A 14,710-nucleotide genomic window follows, 5' to 3' on the forward strand; every position below is an offset into this window, starting at 1 on the left:
ATGGAGACAAGATGAAGTTCCGATACCTGATCGCCGGCGCGCTGCTGGCCGCCACCTCCGCCGCGTGCTGGGCCGAGCGCTACCCGTCGCGCCCGATCCGTCTGCTGGTCGGCTTTGCCGCCGGCGGCCCCACCGACGTCGCCGCCCGCGCCTACGCCAGCCGGCTCGGCCAGCTGCTGGGGCAGCCCGTGGTGGTGGACAACCGCGCCGGCGCCGCCGGCGCCATCGCGGCGAACATGACGGCGCGTGCCGAGCCCGACGGCTATACGCTCGACTTCGTCACCAGCCCGATGATGACGATGGTGCCGGTGGTGCAGAAGTCGGCCGGCTACGACCCCGTCAAGGGATTCACGCCGGTCGGGCTGGTCAGCGACTACGCCAACGTATTGCTGGTCAGCAAGGCATCTCCCGTCAGGAACCTGACGGACCTGACCCGCTACGCCGCCACGCACGCGGGCGGCGTCACCTATGGCTCCGCCGGCATCGGCGCCTCGAACCACCTGTGCGCCGAACTGCTGGCGCAGATGAGCGGCACGCCGATGCTCCACGTTCCCTACAAGGGCAACGCACAGGCGATGACCGACCTGATCGGCGGCAAGATCGACTACATGTTCGACGCCACCGGCACCGCCATCAGCCAGATCCGCGGCGGCAACGTGCGCCCGCTGGCCGTGACCTCGGCACAGCGCAGCCCGGCCCTCCCCGACGTCCCGACGATGGCTGAGGCGGGCATCAAGGACTACCGGATGAGCGGCTGGTTTGCCGTGATCGGGCCACCGAAGCTGCCCGCGGATGTCGTCGACGCGCTGGTCAAGGCGCACCTGGCGCTGGCCCGGGACGCGGCCTTCCAGACCAGCCTGCGGCAAGCCGGCTACGAGCCGCTGATCGCGGGACCTGCCGCGCTGAGCGAGCGCATCGTCAAGGACCTGGCGCTGTGGCGCGGCGTGGTGAAGACAGCCGGCATCCAGCCCCAGTAGGGCCGCAGGACGCAGGACAAGCTGCCCCGCCGCGACCGGCGCGGGTATTCGGACGATCAAATCAGAGGAGCGAAACAATGAGCGGATTGATGCAAGGCAAGGTGGCGCTGGTGACCGGCGCGGGCGGCGGGATCGGGCGCGGCGTCGCGCTGGCGATGGCCGCGGCGGGGGCCCGGGTGGTGGTGAACGACCTGGGCGTGACGATGTCCGGCGACGGCGGCGATGCCGGCCCCGCGCAGCGCGTTGCCGAAGAGATCCGCGCCGCCGGCGGCGAGGCCGTGGCCAACACCGACAGCGTATCCACCTGGCAAGGCGCCCATGCCGTGGTCCAGTGCGCGCTGGACCATTTCGGCCGCATCGATGCCGTCGTCAACAACGCCGGCAACCTGCGCGACCGCATGTTCTTCAAGATGAACGAGGAAGAATGGCGCTCGGTCATCGACGTGCACCTGCACGGCACGTTCTTTATCAGCCGTGCCGCCGCCAACCACTTCAAGGACCAGGAGAGCGGCGCCTACGTGCACATGACCTCCACCTCGGGGCTGATCGGCAACCTCGGCCAGGCCAACTACGCTGCGGCCAAGCTCGGCATCGTCGCGCTGTCCAAGTCGATCGCGCTGGACATGGCGCGCTTCAATGTGCGCTCCAACTGCATCGCGCCGTTCGCCTGGAGCCGCATGACCAACTCCATTCCGGCGGAAACGCCCGATGAGAAGGCCCGCGTGGCCAGGCTGCAGCGCATGGAGCCCGGCAAGATCGCGCCGATGGCGGTATTCCTCGCCAGCGATGCCGGGCGCGAGGTCAGCGGCCAAGTCTTTGCCGTGCGCGCCAACGAACTGATGCTGATGAGCCAGTCCCGTCCCACGCGCTCGGTGCACATGGGCGAAGGCTGGACACCCGAAGCCATCGGCGAGATCGCCATGCCGGCCATGCGCAACAGTTTCTTCAAGCTGGAGCGCTCGCCCGATGTCATCAACTGGGATCCGATCTGAGGCCGGATCTGACCCACCAATGCAACGGCACCGGCCACCCAGGCCTGACGCATCGAGACCAATAGCATGAGCATCAACGGCAAGGCATACATCGTCGGCGCGTACGAGCACCCGACCCGCAAGGCCCCGGACAAGACCGTGGCGCAACTCCACGCCGAATGCGCGCGCGGCGCGCTCGCCGACGCGGGGCTGTCGCTGCGCGACGTCGACGGCTACTTCTGCGCCGGCGACGCGCCCGGCCTAGGCATGGTCAACATGGCCGACTACCTTGGCCTCAAGGTACGGCACGTGGACTCCACCGATACCGGTGGCTCGGCCTACCTGGCTCACGTCTCCCACGCGGCCCAGGCCATCGCGGCCGGCAAGTGCAATGTCGCGCTGATCACCCTGGCCGGGCGCCCGCGCTCGGAAGGCTCGAGCGGCACGCAGGCGCGCAACTGGGGCAAGGATGCGCCCGACCTGCCCTTCGAGGCACACTTCAACCCGCTGACGGTGAACCTGTACGCGATGGTGGCCATGCGGCATATGCACCAGTACGGCACCACCAGCGAGCAACTGGCATGGATCAAGGTAGCCGCGTCACACCACGCGCAGCACAACCCGAACGCCATGCTGCGCGAACTGGTGAGCGTCGAGGACGTGCTGGCCTCGCCGCTGATCTCGGACCCGCTGCGCAAACTGGACTGCTGCGTGGTGAGTGACGGCGGCGGCGCGCTGATCGTGGCGCGCCCCGAGATCGCCGCCACCCTCAAGCGCCCGGCCGTGAAGATCCGTGGCGCCGGCGAGGCGCTCAAGGGGCAGCTCGGCGGCGAGGTGGACCTGAGCTGGTCGGCCGCAGCCGTCTCGGGACCGATCGCCTTTGCCGAAGCTGGCGTAACCCCGGCGGACATCCAGTACGCCTCGATCTACGACAGCTTCACCATCACCGTGCTGATGCAACTCGAAGACCTGGGCTTCTGCGAGAAGGGCGCAGGCGGCAGGTTCGTGGCCGACGGCAACCTGATCTCCGGCGTGGGCAAGCTGCCCTTCAATACCGACGGCGGCGGCCTGTGCAATAACCACCCGGCCAACCGCGGCGGCATCACCAAGGTAATCGAAGCGGTCAGGCAGCTGCGCGGCGAAGCGCATCCCGCCGTGCAGGTGAAGAACTGCAGCCTGGCGCTGGCCCAGGGCACCGGCGGCTACCTCGGCTCGCGCCACGGCAGCGCCACCCTGATCCTGGAACGAGAGCAATAAGATGACGACCCCCTACACCCACGCCCTGTTCAAGGCGCCGGCCGAACTGCCGGACAACGCAGAGTTTTGGCAGGCCGCGCGCGCGCACCGCCTGCTGGTGCGGCACTGCAAGTCCTGCGGCAAGCCGCACTGGTATCCGCGCACGCTGTGCCCGTTCTGCATGGGCGACACGCAATGGAAGCAGGCTTCGGGCCGCGGCACCATCTATGCGTTCAGCGTCACCCGCCGCGCCGGCCCCACGCCCTTCTGCATCGCCTACGTGACGCTGGAGGAAGGCGTCTCGATGATGACCAACATCATCGATTGCGACCTCGACACGGTGCACATCGGCCAGGCAGTCCAGGTCAGATTCGCACCGAGCGAAGACGGCGCGCCGGTGCCGGCCTTCGCGCCAGCCTGAGCAGCGGACCGGCCCGTCGGCCGGACCCCATGCTGCCTTCCCCGACAACGACGACCAGACACCACACCGATCCATGAACTCGACTGCTTCCCTGCTCCGCCTGCTCAATCCGCGCTCCGTCGCCATCATCGGCGCATCTGACGATCCCGCGCGCATCGGCGGCAGGCCGATCGCGGCCATGCGCAAGCTGGAATTCGCCGGGCGCATCCTGCCCGTCAACCCGAACCGGCGCGAAGTACAGGGCCTGCCGGCCTATGCCTCGATCGCCGAGCTGCCGGAAGTGCCGGATGTCGCCATCGTGGCGGTGCCCGCCAGCCAGGTGCTGGACACGGTCAGGGCGCTGGGCGAGCGCGGCGTCGGCGCGGCCATCCTCTTCAGCGCAGGCTTTGCCGAAACCGGCGGCCAGGGCATCGTCATGGAAGCGGAGCTGGTGGCCGCCGCGCGCCGCACCGGCATGCGTCTGCTCGGGCCCAACGCGCTGGGACTGATCAATGTCCACAGCGGCTTTGTCGGCAGCTTCGCCTCCAGCCTCACGCTGGGCACCATGCGGCGCGGCGGCGTGGGCATCGCCAGCCAGTCGGGCGCCTACGGCGGCCACCTGGTGTGCGCGGCGCAGGCCGCGGACATCGGCCTGTCCACCATCGTCATGACCGGCAACGAAGCCGACCTGACGCTGGGCGACGCGGTCCGGCTGCTGGTCGACGACCCGCACACCAGGGTGATCGCGCTCTACTCCGAGGGCATCCGGGACGGCGACGGCCTGGTCGCGGCGCTGCAGGCCGCGCGCGCTGCCCGCAAGCCGGTGGTGATGATGAAGGTCGGCCGCAGCGAGGTTGGCAGCGCGGCGGCGCGCTCGCATACCGCCTCCATCGCCGGCGACGATGCCATCGTCGACGCCGTGCTGGCGGAGCTGGGCGTGGTGCGCGCGCGCACCACCGAGGAAATGCTCGACATCGTGCGGCTGGCCACGCGCGGCATCTACCCGGAACACAACACACTGGGCGTGATCACGGTAAGCGGCGGCGCCGGCGTGATCATCTCCGATGCCGCCGAAGACCACGGGCTGCCCATGCCGGAGATGCCGCCCGAGGCGCAGGCCAGGCTGCTCAGCCTGCTGCCGATCTGCTCGCCGCGCAACCCGGTCGACACCACCGCCCAGTTCGTCAACGACCTGTCGCTGATCGAGCCGTTCACGGAGTCGATGGTGGGCGACGGCGGCTACCGGTCGGTACTGGGCTTCTTTACCTATGCCGGCAGCACGCCGGCAGTGGCGCCGCGGCTGATGGAGCAGCTCGCGCAGGTGCGCGCGCGCCATCCGGACCGGCTCTATGTGCTGGTGCTGCTGGGGCCGCACGAGGTCCTGCGCGGCTACGAGGAAGCCGGCTTCACCGTCTTCGAGGACCCGACCCGCGCGGTGGTGGCGATCGCCGCGATGGGCAGGTTCGGCCGTGCGTTCGCGGCGCCTGCACCGGCACCCGCGCCCGTCATCGCCCCGGTGGCACTGCCGGCGGCTACGCCCACCGAAGCGCAGGCCAAGGCCTTGCTTGCCACGGCCGGCATCGCCAGCGTGCCGGAGCGCGCCTGCGAGCTTGCCGAAGGCGCCGTCCTGGCTGCGCGCGAGATCGGCTTTCCCGTGGTGATGAAGATCCTGTCGCCGGACATCCTGCACAAGTCGGAGATCGGTGGCGTCCTGCTCAACGTGCGCGACGAAGACGCGGTGCGCGCCGGCCATGCCACCTTGCTGGCCCGTGCCCGCCAGGCGGCGCCGCACGCGCGCATCGAGGGCGTGCTGGTCGCCAGCCAGGTCAGTGGCGGCGTGGAGTGCATCATGGGGATCAAGCGCGACCCCGTCTTTGGCCCGATCGCCATGTTCGGCCTGGGCGGCGTGTTCGTCGAAGTCCTGAAAGACGTGGTATTCCACCGCTGCCCGTTCGGCGAAGACGTGGCGCAGGCGCTGATCCGCTCGATTCGCGGGGCGCCGCTGCTGACGGGTGCGCGCGGCACACCGCCCGCCGACATTGCCGCGCTGGCACGCACGCTGTCCAGGCTGTCCGCGTTCGCGGTGGCCGCCGGCCCGCGGCTGCAGGCGGTCGACCTCAACCCGGTGTTCGCCATGCCGCAAGGACAAGGCGCGTTCGCCGCCGACGCCGTGATCGATATTGAAACCTCCGCCTGATGTGCGCGCCAAGGCGCCAGGCGCCGCCCGCCCACCCGTCTCAGGCGGGTGTCGGTTGACGGCGAATTAATTAGCATGTCTGCATCGGTCAGTGATTGTGCCGGGCGGACACCGCATTGCACCAGGCCGCGCAGGCATTGCGCGGCAACCAAGACAACGACGCACGGAGACAACCAGATGAATTTCCACATACCCGGAGAATGGGTCGAGTTCGGCGACGCCCTGATCAAGTTCATCGACCGCGAGGTAGCGGCGCTCGAACATGAACATCGCGCGCTGCTTGCCAGCGAGCGCACCATCTACCAGCAAGACGGCCGCTATTGCCAGGAGATCCTCGCCCTGCGCCGCCAGGTGCGGATGCGTTCGGCGGAACTGGGCTTCTATACCGCGCTGAGCGCCGAATCGCTCGGCGGCGGCGGCCTGGGAGCGCAGGCGGCGGCGTATATCCAGGAGCGCCTCAACGCGCACTGCGGGCCGGGGCGCCACCTGGTGCAGACCGTGGTGCTGCCCTCGCCGTTCACCAACGGCCTGTCGCCGGTGCTCAGGCATCTCGACCCCGCCGTCCTGGACCAGTACCGCGAAGCGCTCGCCAGCGGCGACAAGACCATGTGCTTCGGCCTGAGCGAGCCGGACGCCGGCTCCGATGTGTTCGGCATGCGCACCCGCGCCGTGCGCGACGGCGACGGCTGGATCCTCAACGGCACCAAGCAGTGGATCACCAACGCGCCCTATGCCGACTACGCCATGGTCTTCGCCGTCACCGACGAGGAAAAGGCGCGCGCCCACCGCGGCGGCATCACCGGCTTCTTCCTGCCCACCGATACGCCCGGCTTCTCGGTGCCCAGCGTGATCCCGACCATGGGGCACCTCGGCGCGGACATCGGCATCGTCGCGCTGGACAACGTGCGCGTCCCGGACAGCCACCGGCTCGGCCCGGTCGACCGCGGCCTGTCCGTGGCGCTCGACGGCGTGAATGCCGGCCGCCTGAGCATGGCGGCGTCCTGCCTGGGCCTCGCCCAGTGGGCACTGGAGCAGGCGGTGGCCTATTCACAGGTGCGCAAGACCTTCGGCCAGCCGATCGCCGACTACCAGGCAGTCCAGTTCATGCTGGCCGAATGCGCCATGGACATCTACGCTTCAAAGTCAATGATCCGCCACTGCGCCTGGCTGGTGGACGAGGGCCTGCCCGCCACCAAGGAAGTCTCGATCATCAAGGCCTCGTCCACCGAGATGGTGGGCCGCGTGATGGACCGCGCGATCCAGGTCCATGGCGGCATGGGCCTGACCAACGAACTGCGCCTCGAAGAAGGCTACCGCTTCGCGCGCACCATGCGCATCCCGGACGGCACTTCCGAGATCCAGCGCCGCACCATCGCGCGCCGCCTGCTCGAAGGCGACATGGCCTTCTGAGGCCCGCCGCCACGGGCAAACGCCCGGAACACAAGGACACACAAGGAACACACAAGGAACAACGAGGGAAACCCCCTCCAGGAGACAAAGCGATGGCAACCGACCGCCCCGCAAGCCGCGACGTGACCGAACGCCCGTCCGACCCGCTCTGCATCGACAAGGCATTGGCGCGCGATGGCGTGCCCGATTGCCTGCACGTACCGCACACCAGCCTGTTCCAGAACCTGGAAATCGCGGCAAAGCGATTTCCGCACAAGGCGGCCATCCAGTTCTACGGCGCCAGCGTGAGCTACGCCGCCCTGCTGCGCGAGGCCGAGCACATGGCGGGCTACCTGCAGCACAACTGCCGCATCCAGCGCGGCGACCGCGTGCTGCTGTTCAGCCAGAACTGCCCGCAGCTCATCGCCGCCTATTTCGCCATCCTGCGCGCCGACGCGGTGGTGGTCCCGGTCAACGCCATGCTGCTGGAGGACGAACTGCGGCACATCGTCACCGACAGCGGCGCGGTGGCGGCGTTCGCCGCGCACGAACTGGCGGGGCAACTGGCGCCGCTGGCCGGCACCACCTCGCTCAGGCATGTGATTGTCCACGCCTACGGCGATGCGCTGTGCGGCGACGACGCGGGCCTGGCCATCCCCGACTGGCTACGCGCACGCAGCCCCGAGGCCCCGCCCTTCGGCGGCGCCGTGCGCTGGGCGGACGCGCTTGCCCCCGGCCACCTGCCCACGCCACACCTGAGCGGCCCGGACGACCTGTGCATGCTGCCCTACACGTCCGGCACCACCGGCGCGCCCAAGGCCTGCATGCACACCAACCGCACGGTGATGACCTCCGTGGCCGGTTCGCAGCTATGGCGCCGCACCCACGCGGAATCAAGCTTCCTGGCGGTGGCACCGATGTTCCACCTGCTCGGGCTGCAGAACGGCATCAACGGGCCGGTCTACGTCGGCGGCACCATCGTGCTGCTGGCGCGCTGGGACAGCAAGACGGCGGCCCGGCTGATCGAGCGCCATCGCGTGTCCTTCTGGGCGGCCCCGCCGCCGATGCTGGTCGAGTTCTTCGCCCAGCCCGATCTCGGCGCGTATGACCTGCGCAGCCTGGCGGTGGTGGTGGGCGGTGGCGCCGCGGTGCCGGAGGGCACGGCGCGGCTGATGAAGGAGCGCTATGGCCTGCAGTTCGTCGAGGGCTACGGCCTGACGGAGACCGCCTCGTTCCTGCTCGCCAACCCGCTGCACGCGCCGCGCTCCGGGCACCTTGGCGTGCGCACCTATGGCGTGGATGCCCGTATCGTCGACCCCGCGACGCTGGCCGAGCTGCCCATGGGGGAAACCGGCGAGATCGTGGTGCATGGCGCGCAGGTGATGCTGGGCTACTGGCACAAGCCCGAGGCCGACGCCCAGAGCTTCATCGCCATCGACGGCAAGCGATTCTTCCGCACCGGCGACCTCGGCAGCGTCGACGAAGCCGGCTATTTTGTCATGCGCGACCGGCTCAAGCGCATGGTCAACGCCTCCGGCTACAAGGTCTGGCCGGCCGAGGTGGAAGCCATGCTGCACACCCACCCGGCGATCCAGGAGGCCTGCGTGATCGCGGCGCGCGACGCGCATCGCGGCGAAACCGTGAAGGCGGTCATCGTGCTGAAGGCCGGGGTGCGGGACGTCGGCATGGAGGACATCCTCGCCTGGTGCCGGACAAACATGGCGACCTACAAGGCCCCGCGCATCGTCCAGTTCGTCGACCGCCTGCCGCGCTCCGCCACCGGCAAGATCGCCTGGCGCGAGCTGCAGGACCAGGAGATGCAGGGCGCGCCGCTGCCCAACCTGCGGGCCTAGCCGGCCAGCGCACGGCGCAAGCGCCAGGACACGAACGCAGGGACACAAGAAAACCGGAGACTTCCATGGATTCGATTCGCCGCGCGGCCTGGCTGCGCGCTGCCCTCCTCATTGCCGCCGCCTGCCTGCCGGCGGCGGGCGCCGCCCCGGCCCTTGCGCAGGCACAGGCCGGCTTCCCGGACAAGCCGCTTCGCATCGTGGTGCCCGGTCCGGCCGGTGGCGGCACCGACATGCTCGCGCGCGCGCTTGGCGCGGGCCTGGGCAGGAAGCTCGGGCAGCCTGTCGTGGTCGACAACCGGCCGGGGGCATCAGGGATCATCGCCGCCCAGTCGGTGCTGTCCGCCCCGCACGATGGCTACACCATGTATCTCGGCTTTACCTCGATGATCCAGCTGCCGGCGCTGATGCCGGCGATACAGGTCAACTTCGCCAGGGACTTCGCCCCGGTCTCGCTGCTGGCCATCGGCTCCGACCTGCTGGCGGTCTCGTCGAAGCTGCCGGTCAGCTCCGTCGGCGATCTCGTCAGGCTGGCCAAGGCGAGCCCGGGCAAGCTGACGATCGGCTCCTATGGCAACGGCACGTCCGCGCACCTGCACGCGGAGCTGCTCAACAAGCGTGCCGGCATCGACCTGATCCACGTGCCGTACAAGGGCGCGGCGCCGATGCTCTCCGACCTCCTGGCCGGCCAGATCGACGTTGCATTCGTCGACCAGTCGACCGCCAACGCGCAACTGGCCAGCCCAAAGCTGCGCTTCCTGGCGCTGACCGGCACCCAGCGGTTCAAGCCCCTGCCCAAGCTGCCCACCTTCGCCGAACTCGGCTACACGGGTTTCGAGCCGAACGGCTTCATGGCGATGTTCGTGCCGGCGAGCACGCCGGCCCCGGTCGTGCAGAAGCTGTCGCGGGAAATCGCCGCGCAGGTCCAGGGAGCGGACCTGGGCAAGCGCCTGGCGGATATCGGCATGCTGGGCGTGGGCAGCACGTCGGTCGAGCTTGCGGCCATGATGTCGCGCGACGCGCCGCAGTGGGCGCAGGTCGTCAAGGAGTGCCAGATCAAGCTCGAATGAGCCATGCGGCACCCGCCGCCGCGGCAATCGCTAGCGCCTGACCCTGGCCTTGTAGGCATAGCGGTCGCCGCGGAACAGCAATTCCGCGCAGCAAAGCGCATTGCCGCGGATGTCGTACGGCGTGCATCGCAGCCGCAGCAGCGGCGCCCCTTCGGGGACCCCGAGCCGGCGCGCCACATCGCCCGCCGCCGGGATCGCGGCGCTCTCGGTAGCCACCTCGGTGAGACGGTAACCCAGCCGGCTCTCGAAGATCGACATCACGTCGTTGGTTTCGAGATCCTCCTTCACCAACGCACGGATCAGCGTTTCGTCGCCCATGATCATGAACAGGGCGATGGCCTCGTCATCCCACATCCGCAGCGTGGTGGCGCAGAGCAGCGTGTCCGCGCTGTCCAGGCCCAGGGCCTGCGCCGCAAACGCCGGCGCCTTGATCTTGCGCACCGACACCAGCTTTCCGTAGGCAAGCCGCCCGCGCGCCCGCGCGGATTCGTAGAAGCCGGTCAGCGGCCCCAGGTCCGAGGTCTGCGCCGGACGGGTGACGAAACTGCCCTTGCCGTTGACTTTCTCGATCAGGCCGCTGGCATGCAGGCCGGCCAGCGACTGCCTGACCGTGATACGGCTGACGGCGAACTCCGCCATCAGCTCCGCCTCGGACGGTAGCTTGGCGCCCGGCCCCAGCTCGTTGTCGACGATGCGCTGGCGCAGCACGTCTTCGATTTGCCTGAATCTGGGCTGGCTCGGGCTCGGGGGTGGAGTCGAGGTCAAGGTGCGGAATCCTCCTGTTTCGTTCGCTTCGGCGCGGCCGGCGTTGCCGCCGTCTCCGGCCTTCTCCGCATTATACCTATCATGACAGGGCACCATTTTCCCTCTTGACCTGTTATAACAGGTCATGTCAGTATCGCTGCCAGCAAGTGTTCGGCCGAGCGCCCGGCGCGACTGACCCGCCTTCCGCCCGGAAGCGACTCGCCAAGGAATCCGGCTGACGCAAGATCGCGTCAGCCAGTTTGCAACTGCCGGAAAGCCTGTGCCTGTGGTGGCTGCTGGCAGCCCCAAGAAAGAGGAGACACGAGATGCACGCTGCTATTGCCGATACCGCACCCGAAGCACCCGCCATCCAGGCCGACGCCATCAGGGCGGCCGGTGCAGGGAACTGGCCCTTCACCGTCAAGCGCTCCACGCCGAGCATCGGCGCGGAGATCGGCGGGATCGACCTGCGCCAGCCGCTGGACGACGACACCTACCTCGCCCTGCGCCGCGCGCTGGTGCAGTTCAAGGTCCTGTTCTTCCGCGACCAGGACGTCACGCCGGCCCAGCATGTCGCCTTCGCCCGGCGCTTCGGCGAGCTGGAGATCCATCCGGTGTTCCGCCAGCACCCCGACCACCCCGAACTGGTGCTGTTCGACAAGTCCGGCGAGAACCGCGGGCGCGAGAACATCTATCACAGCGACGTGTCCTGGCGCGAGATCCCGGCGATGGGCTCTGTCCTGCGCTGCGTGGAGTGTCCCGAGGTCGGCGGCGACACCATCTGGGTCAATATGGCGCAGGCTTACGCCAACCTGCCCGAGGACGTGAAGGCGCGCATCGCAGAGCTGCAGGCCGTGCATGACATCCTGCCCACCTTCAGCACCGCCATCGCGCCCGAGAAGCGCGACGAAATCCGCAAGCAGTTCCCCCCGGTCACCCATCCGGTGGTGCGCACGCACCCGGAGAGCGGCGAGAAGATCCTCTACGTCAACGAAGCGTTCGTGACGCACCTGGCCAACTACAGCCAGCTGATCGGCTTTCGCATCGGCTCGGACTTCCGGCTCGGCGAGCTGGACCTGCTGCAGTACCTCTACCGCCAGGCCGCGGCGCCGGAGTACCAGGTGCGCCTGAAGTGGGAGCCGAACACCATCGCCTTCTGGGATAACCGCGCCACCCACCACTACGCCGTCCAGGACTATTTCCCGGCGGTGCGCCGGATGATGCGGGCCACCGTCGTCGGCGACCGCCCGTTCTGAACCGGTCCCCGGTCCCCGGTCCCCGGTCCCCGCGCCCCACCCGCACACCCGCACACCCGGAACACCCGGAACACCCGGAACACCCGGAACACCAGGAGAACACCTGTGAAGATGCTGAACACTTTCTATATCAATGGCCAGTGGGTCGCGCCGTCGGCCGGCAGCACGCTGGCGGACATCATCGACCCCGCCACCGAGGCGCCGCTCGGCAAGCTCGCGATGGGCACCGCGGCGGATGCCGACGCCGCTGTCGCGGCGGCGCGGGCCGCGTTCCCGGCCTGGTCGGAATCCAGCCGCGAAGACCGCATCACCCTGCTCGAACGCGTGATCGAGCGCTACCGCGCCCGCCTCGACGACATCGCCGAGGCCGTGCGCGCCGAAATCGGCGCCCCCGTCACGCTGTGCAAGAACCTGCAGGCCCCGATCGGGCTGGCGCAGCTCCAGGCCGCGGTGGAGACGCTGCGCCATTTCGAGTTCGAGACCAGCCATGCCAAGAGCTATGTGCGGCGCGAGGCCATCGGCGTCGCGGCGCTGATCACGCCCTGGAACTGGCCGCTGAACCAGATCGCCGCCAAGGTGGCGCCCGCGCTTGCCGCGGGCTGCACGGTCGTGCTCAAGCCGTCCGAGATCGCGCCGCTCGATGCGATGATCTTCGCCGAGATCATGCACGAGGCCGGCACGCCGCCCGGCGTCTTCAACATGATCTTCGGCGAAGGCCGCACCGTGGGCGCCACGCTCGCCTCCCATGCGGGCGTGGACATGGTATCGATCACCGGATCGACGCGCGCCGGCGTGGAAGTGGCGGTCAGCGCCGCGCCCACGGTCAAGCGCGTGGCCCAGGAACTGGGCGGCAAGTCCGCCCTGCTGATCCTGGACGACGCCGATCTGCAAGCGGCCGTGCGCAGCGGCGTGGCGCAGTGCATGGCCAACTCCGGCCAGACCTGCGTGGCGCCCACGCGCATGCTGGTGCCGCGCGAGCGCTATGAAGAGGCCGTCGCCATCGCCGCTGCCGCCGCCAGCGAGGTGACCGTGGGCGACCCGGCGGATCCGGCCACGAAGATGGGCCCGATCTCCAACCGCGGCCAGTACGAGAAGGTCCAGCGCATGATCGGCATCGGCATCGAGGAAGGCGCACGCCTGGTGGCCGGCGGCCCAGGCCGCCCGCCAGGACTGGAGCGCGGCTTCTTTGCCAGGCCGACCATCTTCGCCGACGTGCGCAACGATATGGCGATCGCGCGCGAGGAGATCTTCGGGCCCGTGCTGGCCATGATCCCGTACGACGGCGAGGAAGACGCCATCGCGATCGCCAACGACAGCGTGTTCGGCCTGGCTGGCTATATCGCCAGCGGCAATCCCGAGCGCGCGCGCCGCGTGGCCGCGCGCCTGCGGGTCGGCTCGGTGCGGATCAACGGCGCCATGCTGGACATCACGGTGCCCTTCGGCGGCTACAAGACCTCCGGCAACGGCCGCGAGTATGGTGCCGAAGGCCTGGCCGAGTTCCTCGAGTGCAAGTCGGTGACGGGCTGAACCGGCCCGCGCCGGATCGCCGCGCCAGCCTGCCGGACGCGCCCGGCGCCTCTGGCGGCTAGCCGCCCGCCTTGCCCCCGAGGCTTCGGTCGTGCGTCGCCGGGGCGACGCCCCCGGTCATGGTCCAGCCCGTGAACGGATCCGAGACGCTCCAGCGCCGGGTCCAGCGCGCGAGGCATGCACGGCACTGGTGCTCCCGGGTCTGGCAGACCACACCCGCGCCGAAACTGCGCCAGCGGACCTCGCCGAGCGGGCGCAGCGAAGCATGGCCATCCGCGCACATCACATCGTGCCGCAGGCTTTCGCAGCGCTGGCAGAGGTCCTGCAAGGACGGCGCCGCCGCGGTGTCTCCGGTCGTGTCCGCCGCCCTGTCCGCCGCCCTGTCCGCGACAGGACCGGCGGCGGAACTGGCAGGCGCCGGCACCGGCGCGCGCGCACCCATTTCAGGAACATAGCCGCGCCGCGCCTGGATCCGCCGCAGGGCCGCCCAGAACAGCGCGCGCAGCGCCTCGGAGCCTTCATCCTGCGCCGCGGCCCGGCACCGTTCAGCGTGATGCTGCATGGCCATGCCGAACTCCGTCGCGGAGGCAAAGCAGATCACCTTCGTGCGGGGATCGCCACGCTCGATCCAGCCATCGAACAAGTCGGCAAGGCGCCGGCCATGGTCTTCCGTACCGTCCCCTGCGCGCTTGAGCGTCAGCTTGCGCGCGAGCCGGCTGCGCTCGCGCACCTGCCGCCGGAGTTCGTCGAGCACCGGCAGCAGCCGCGCGGGGCTGCGCCGCATGTCATGGTCTTCGCGCTGGACGCTGCTCTTGGCATTCACCGGATGCTCCTCGTGGGTCGGATGGCGGCAGCAGGCGGGATCGCTGCCCTTGCGACAGCATTCTGGTTGCAGTGCGGCAAAAATGGAGCCACCCCGATGGAGTGGGGGCCGCGATGGCCCGGCGCATGGCCTGGAGCCGGATGGCGCCCGCCAGGCCGCCTACCCGACCCGGGTAGGTCCGCCCGCGCCCGTGATTTGTTCTACTTTGCTGCAGACGCCGGGCGCTTTCCTCGTCCGGCCCCGACCAATACCGGCAGGACGCCATGTAGC

At 69.3% G+C, this 14,710-nt stretch carries 12 protein-coding genes; 10 read left to right on the top strand and 2 right to left on the bottom strand.

Going from position 1 to position 14,710, the window contains the following annotated elements:
* Window positions 1-11: 11 nt before the first annotated feature.
* The 8 genes from AC1DKV_RS09025 to AC1DKV_RS09060 all read left to right on the top strand — a co-directional run bounded on the left by AC1DKV_RS09025 (window position 12) and on the right by AC1DKV_RS09060 (window position 10,090).
* Entirely contained in the window at window positions 12-977 is a 966-nt protein-coding gene (locus tag AC1DKV_RS09025) for a Bug family tripartite tricarboxylate transporter substrate binding protein (protein WP_441614803.1), read from the top strand.
* Between the two features lie 77 nt (window positions 978-1,054).
* Window positions 1,055-1,969 (top strand): SDR family NAD(P)-dependent oxidoreductase, encoded by a 915-nt coding sequence (locus AC1DKV_RS09030; RefSeq protein WP_441614805.1) that lies wholly within the window; start codon window positions 1,055-1,057, stop codon window positions 1,967-1,969.
* A gap of 66 nt (window positions 1,970-2,035) precedes the next feature.
* Window positions 2,036-3,205, top strand: a complete 1,170-nt coding sequence (locus tag AC1DKV_RS09035; protein WP_441614807.1) for a thiolase domain-containing protein — start codon at window positions 2,036-2,038, stop codon at window positions 3,203-3,205.
* Between the two features lies 1 nt (window position 3,206).
* Entirely contained in the window at window positions 3,207-3,605 is a 399-nt protein-coding gene (locus tag AC1DKV_RS09040) for a Zn-ribbon domain-containing OB-fold protein (protein ID WP_441614809.1), read from the top strand.
* A gap of 73 nt (window positions 3,606-3,678) precedes the next feature.
* Window positions 3,679-5,781: an acetate--CoA ligase family protein gene (locus AC1DKV_RS09045; protein ID WP_441649670.1), complete on the top strand. Its 2,103-nt coding sequence runs from the start codon at window positions 3,679-3,681 to the stop codon at window positions 5,779-5,781.
* Window positions 5,782-5,958: 177 nt separating this feature from the next.
* Complete coding sequence (locus AC1DKV_RS09050; protein WP_441614812.1) at window positions 5,959-7,191, top strand: acyl-CoA dehydrogenase family protein; 1,233 nt, start codon at window positions 5,959-5,961, stop codon at window positions 7,189-7,191.
* 92 nt (window positions 7,192-7,283) lie between these two features.
* Complete coding sequence (locus AC1DKV_RS09055; RefSeq protein WP_441614814.1) at window positions 7,284-9,023, top strand: long-chain fatty acid--CoA ligase; 1,740 nt, start codon at window positions 7,284-7,286, stop codon at window positions 9,021-9,023.
* A gap of 65 nt (window positions 9,024-9,088) precedes the next feature.
* On the top strand, window positions 9,089-10,090 hold the full coding sequence (locus AC1DKV_RS09060) for a Bug family tripartite tricarboxylate transporter substrate binding protein (protein ID WP_441614815.1): 1,002 nt from the start codon (window positions 9,089-9,091) through the stop codon (window positions 10,088-10,090).
* A 30-nt stretch (window positions 10,091-10,120) separates the two neighbouring features.
* Here the strand turns inward: AC1DKV_RS09060 and AC1DKV_RS09065 are convergent, their stop codons facing one another.
* On the bottom strand, window positions 10,121-10,855 hold the full coding sequence (locus AC1DKV_RS09065; RefSeq protein ID WP_441614817.1) for a GntR family transcriptional regulator: 735 nt from the start codon (window positions 10,853-10,855) through the stop codon (window positions 10,121-10,123).
* A gap of 305 nt (window positions 10,856-11,160) precedes the next feature.
* On the opposite strand from AC1DKV_RS09065, the gene AC1DKV_RS09070 reads away from it, so the two are divergent.
* Together AC1DKV_RS09070 and AC1DKV_RS09075 are read left to right on the top strand one after the other, a co-directional pair.
* Window positions 11,161-12,090 (top strand): TauD/TfdA dioxygenase family protein, encoded by a 930-nt coding sequence (locus AC1DKV_RS09070; protein ID WP_441614819.1) that lies wholly within the window; start codon window positions 11,161-11,163, stop codon window positions 12,088-12,090.
* A 105-nt stretch (window positions 12,091-12,195) separates the two neighbouring features.
* Window positions 12,196-13,617 carry an aldehyde dehydrogenase family protein gene (locus AC1DKV_RS09075; protein ID WP_441614821.1) on the top strand — a complete coding sequence of 474 codons (1,422 nt, stop codon included), beginning with the start codon at window positions 12,196-12,198 and terminating at the stop codon, window positions 13,615-13,617.
* A 58-nt stretch (window positions 13,618-13,675) separates the two neighbouring features.
* Here AC1DKV_RS09075 and AC1DKV_RS09080 read toward each other — a convergent pair whose 3' ends face one another.
* Window positions 13,676-14,440: a hypothetical protein gene (locus AC1DKV_RS09080; protein WP_441614823.1), complete on the bottom strand. Its 765-nt coding sequence runs from the start codon at window positions 14,438-14,440 to the stop codon at window positions 13,676-13,678.
* Window positions 14,441-14,710 lie beyond the last annotated feature (270 nt).

Source organism: Cupriavidus sp. 05T41 (genome assembly GCF_056396525.1).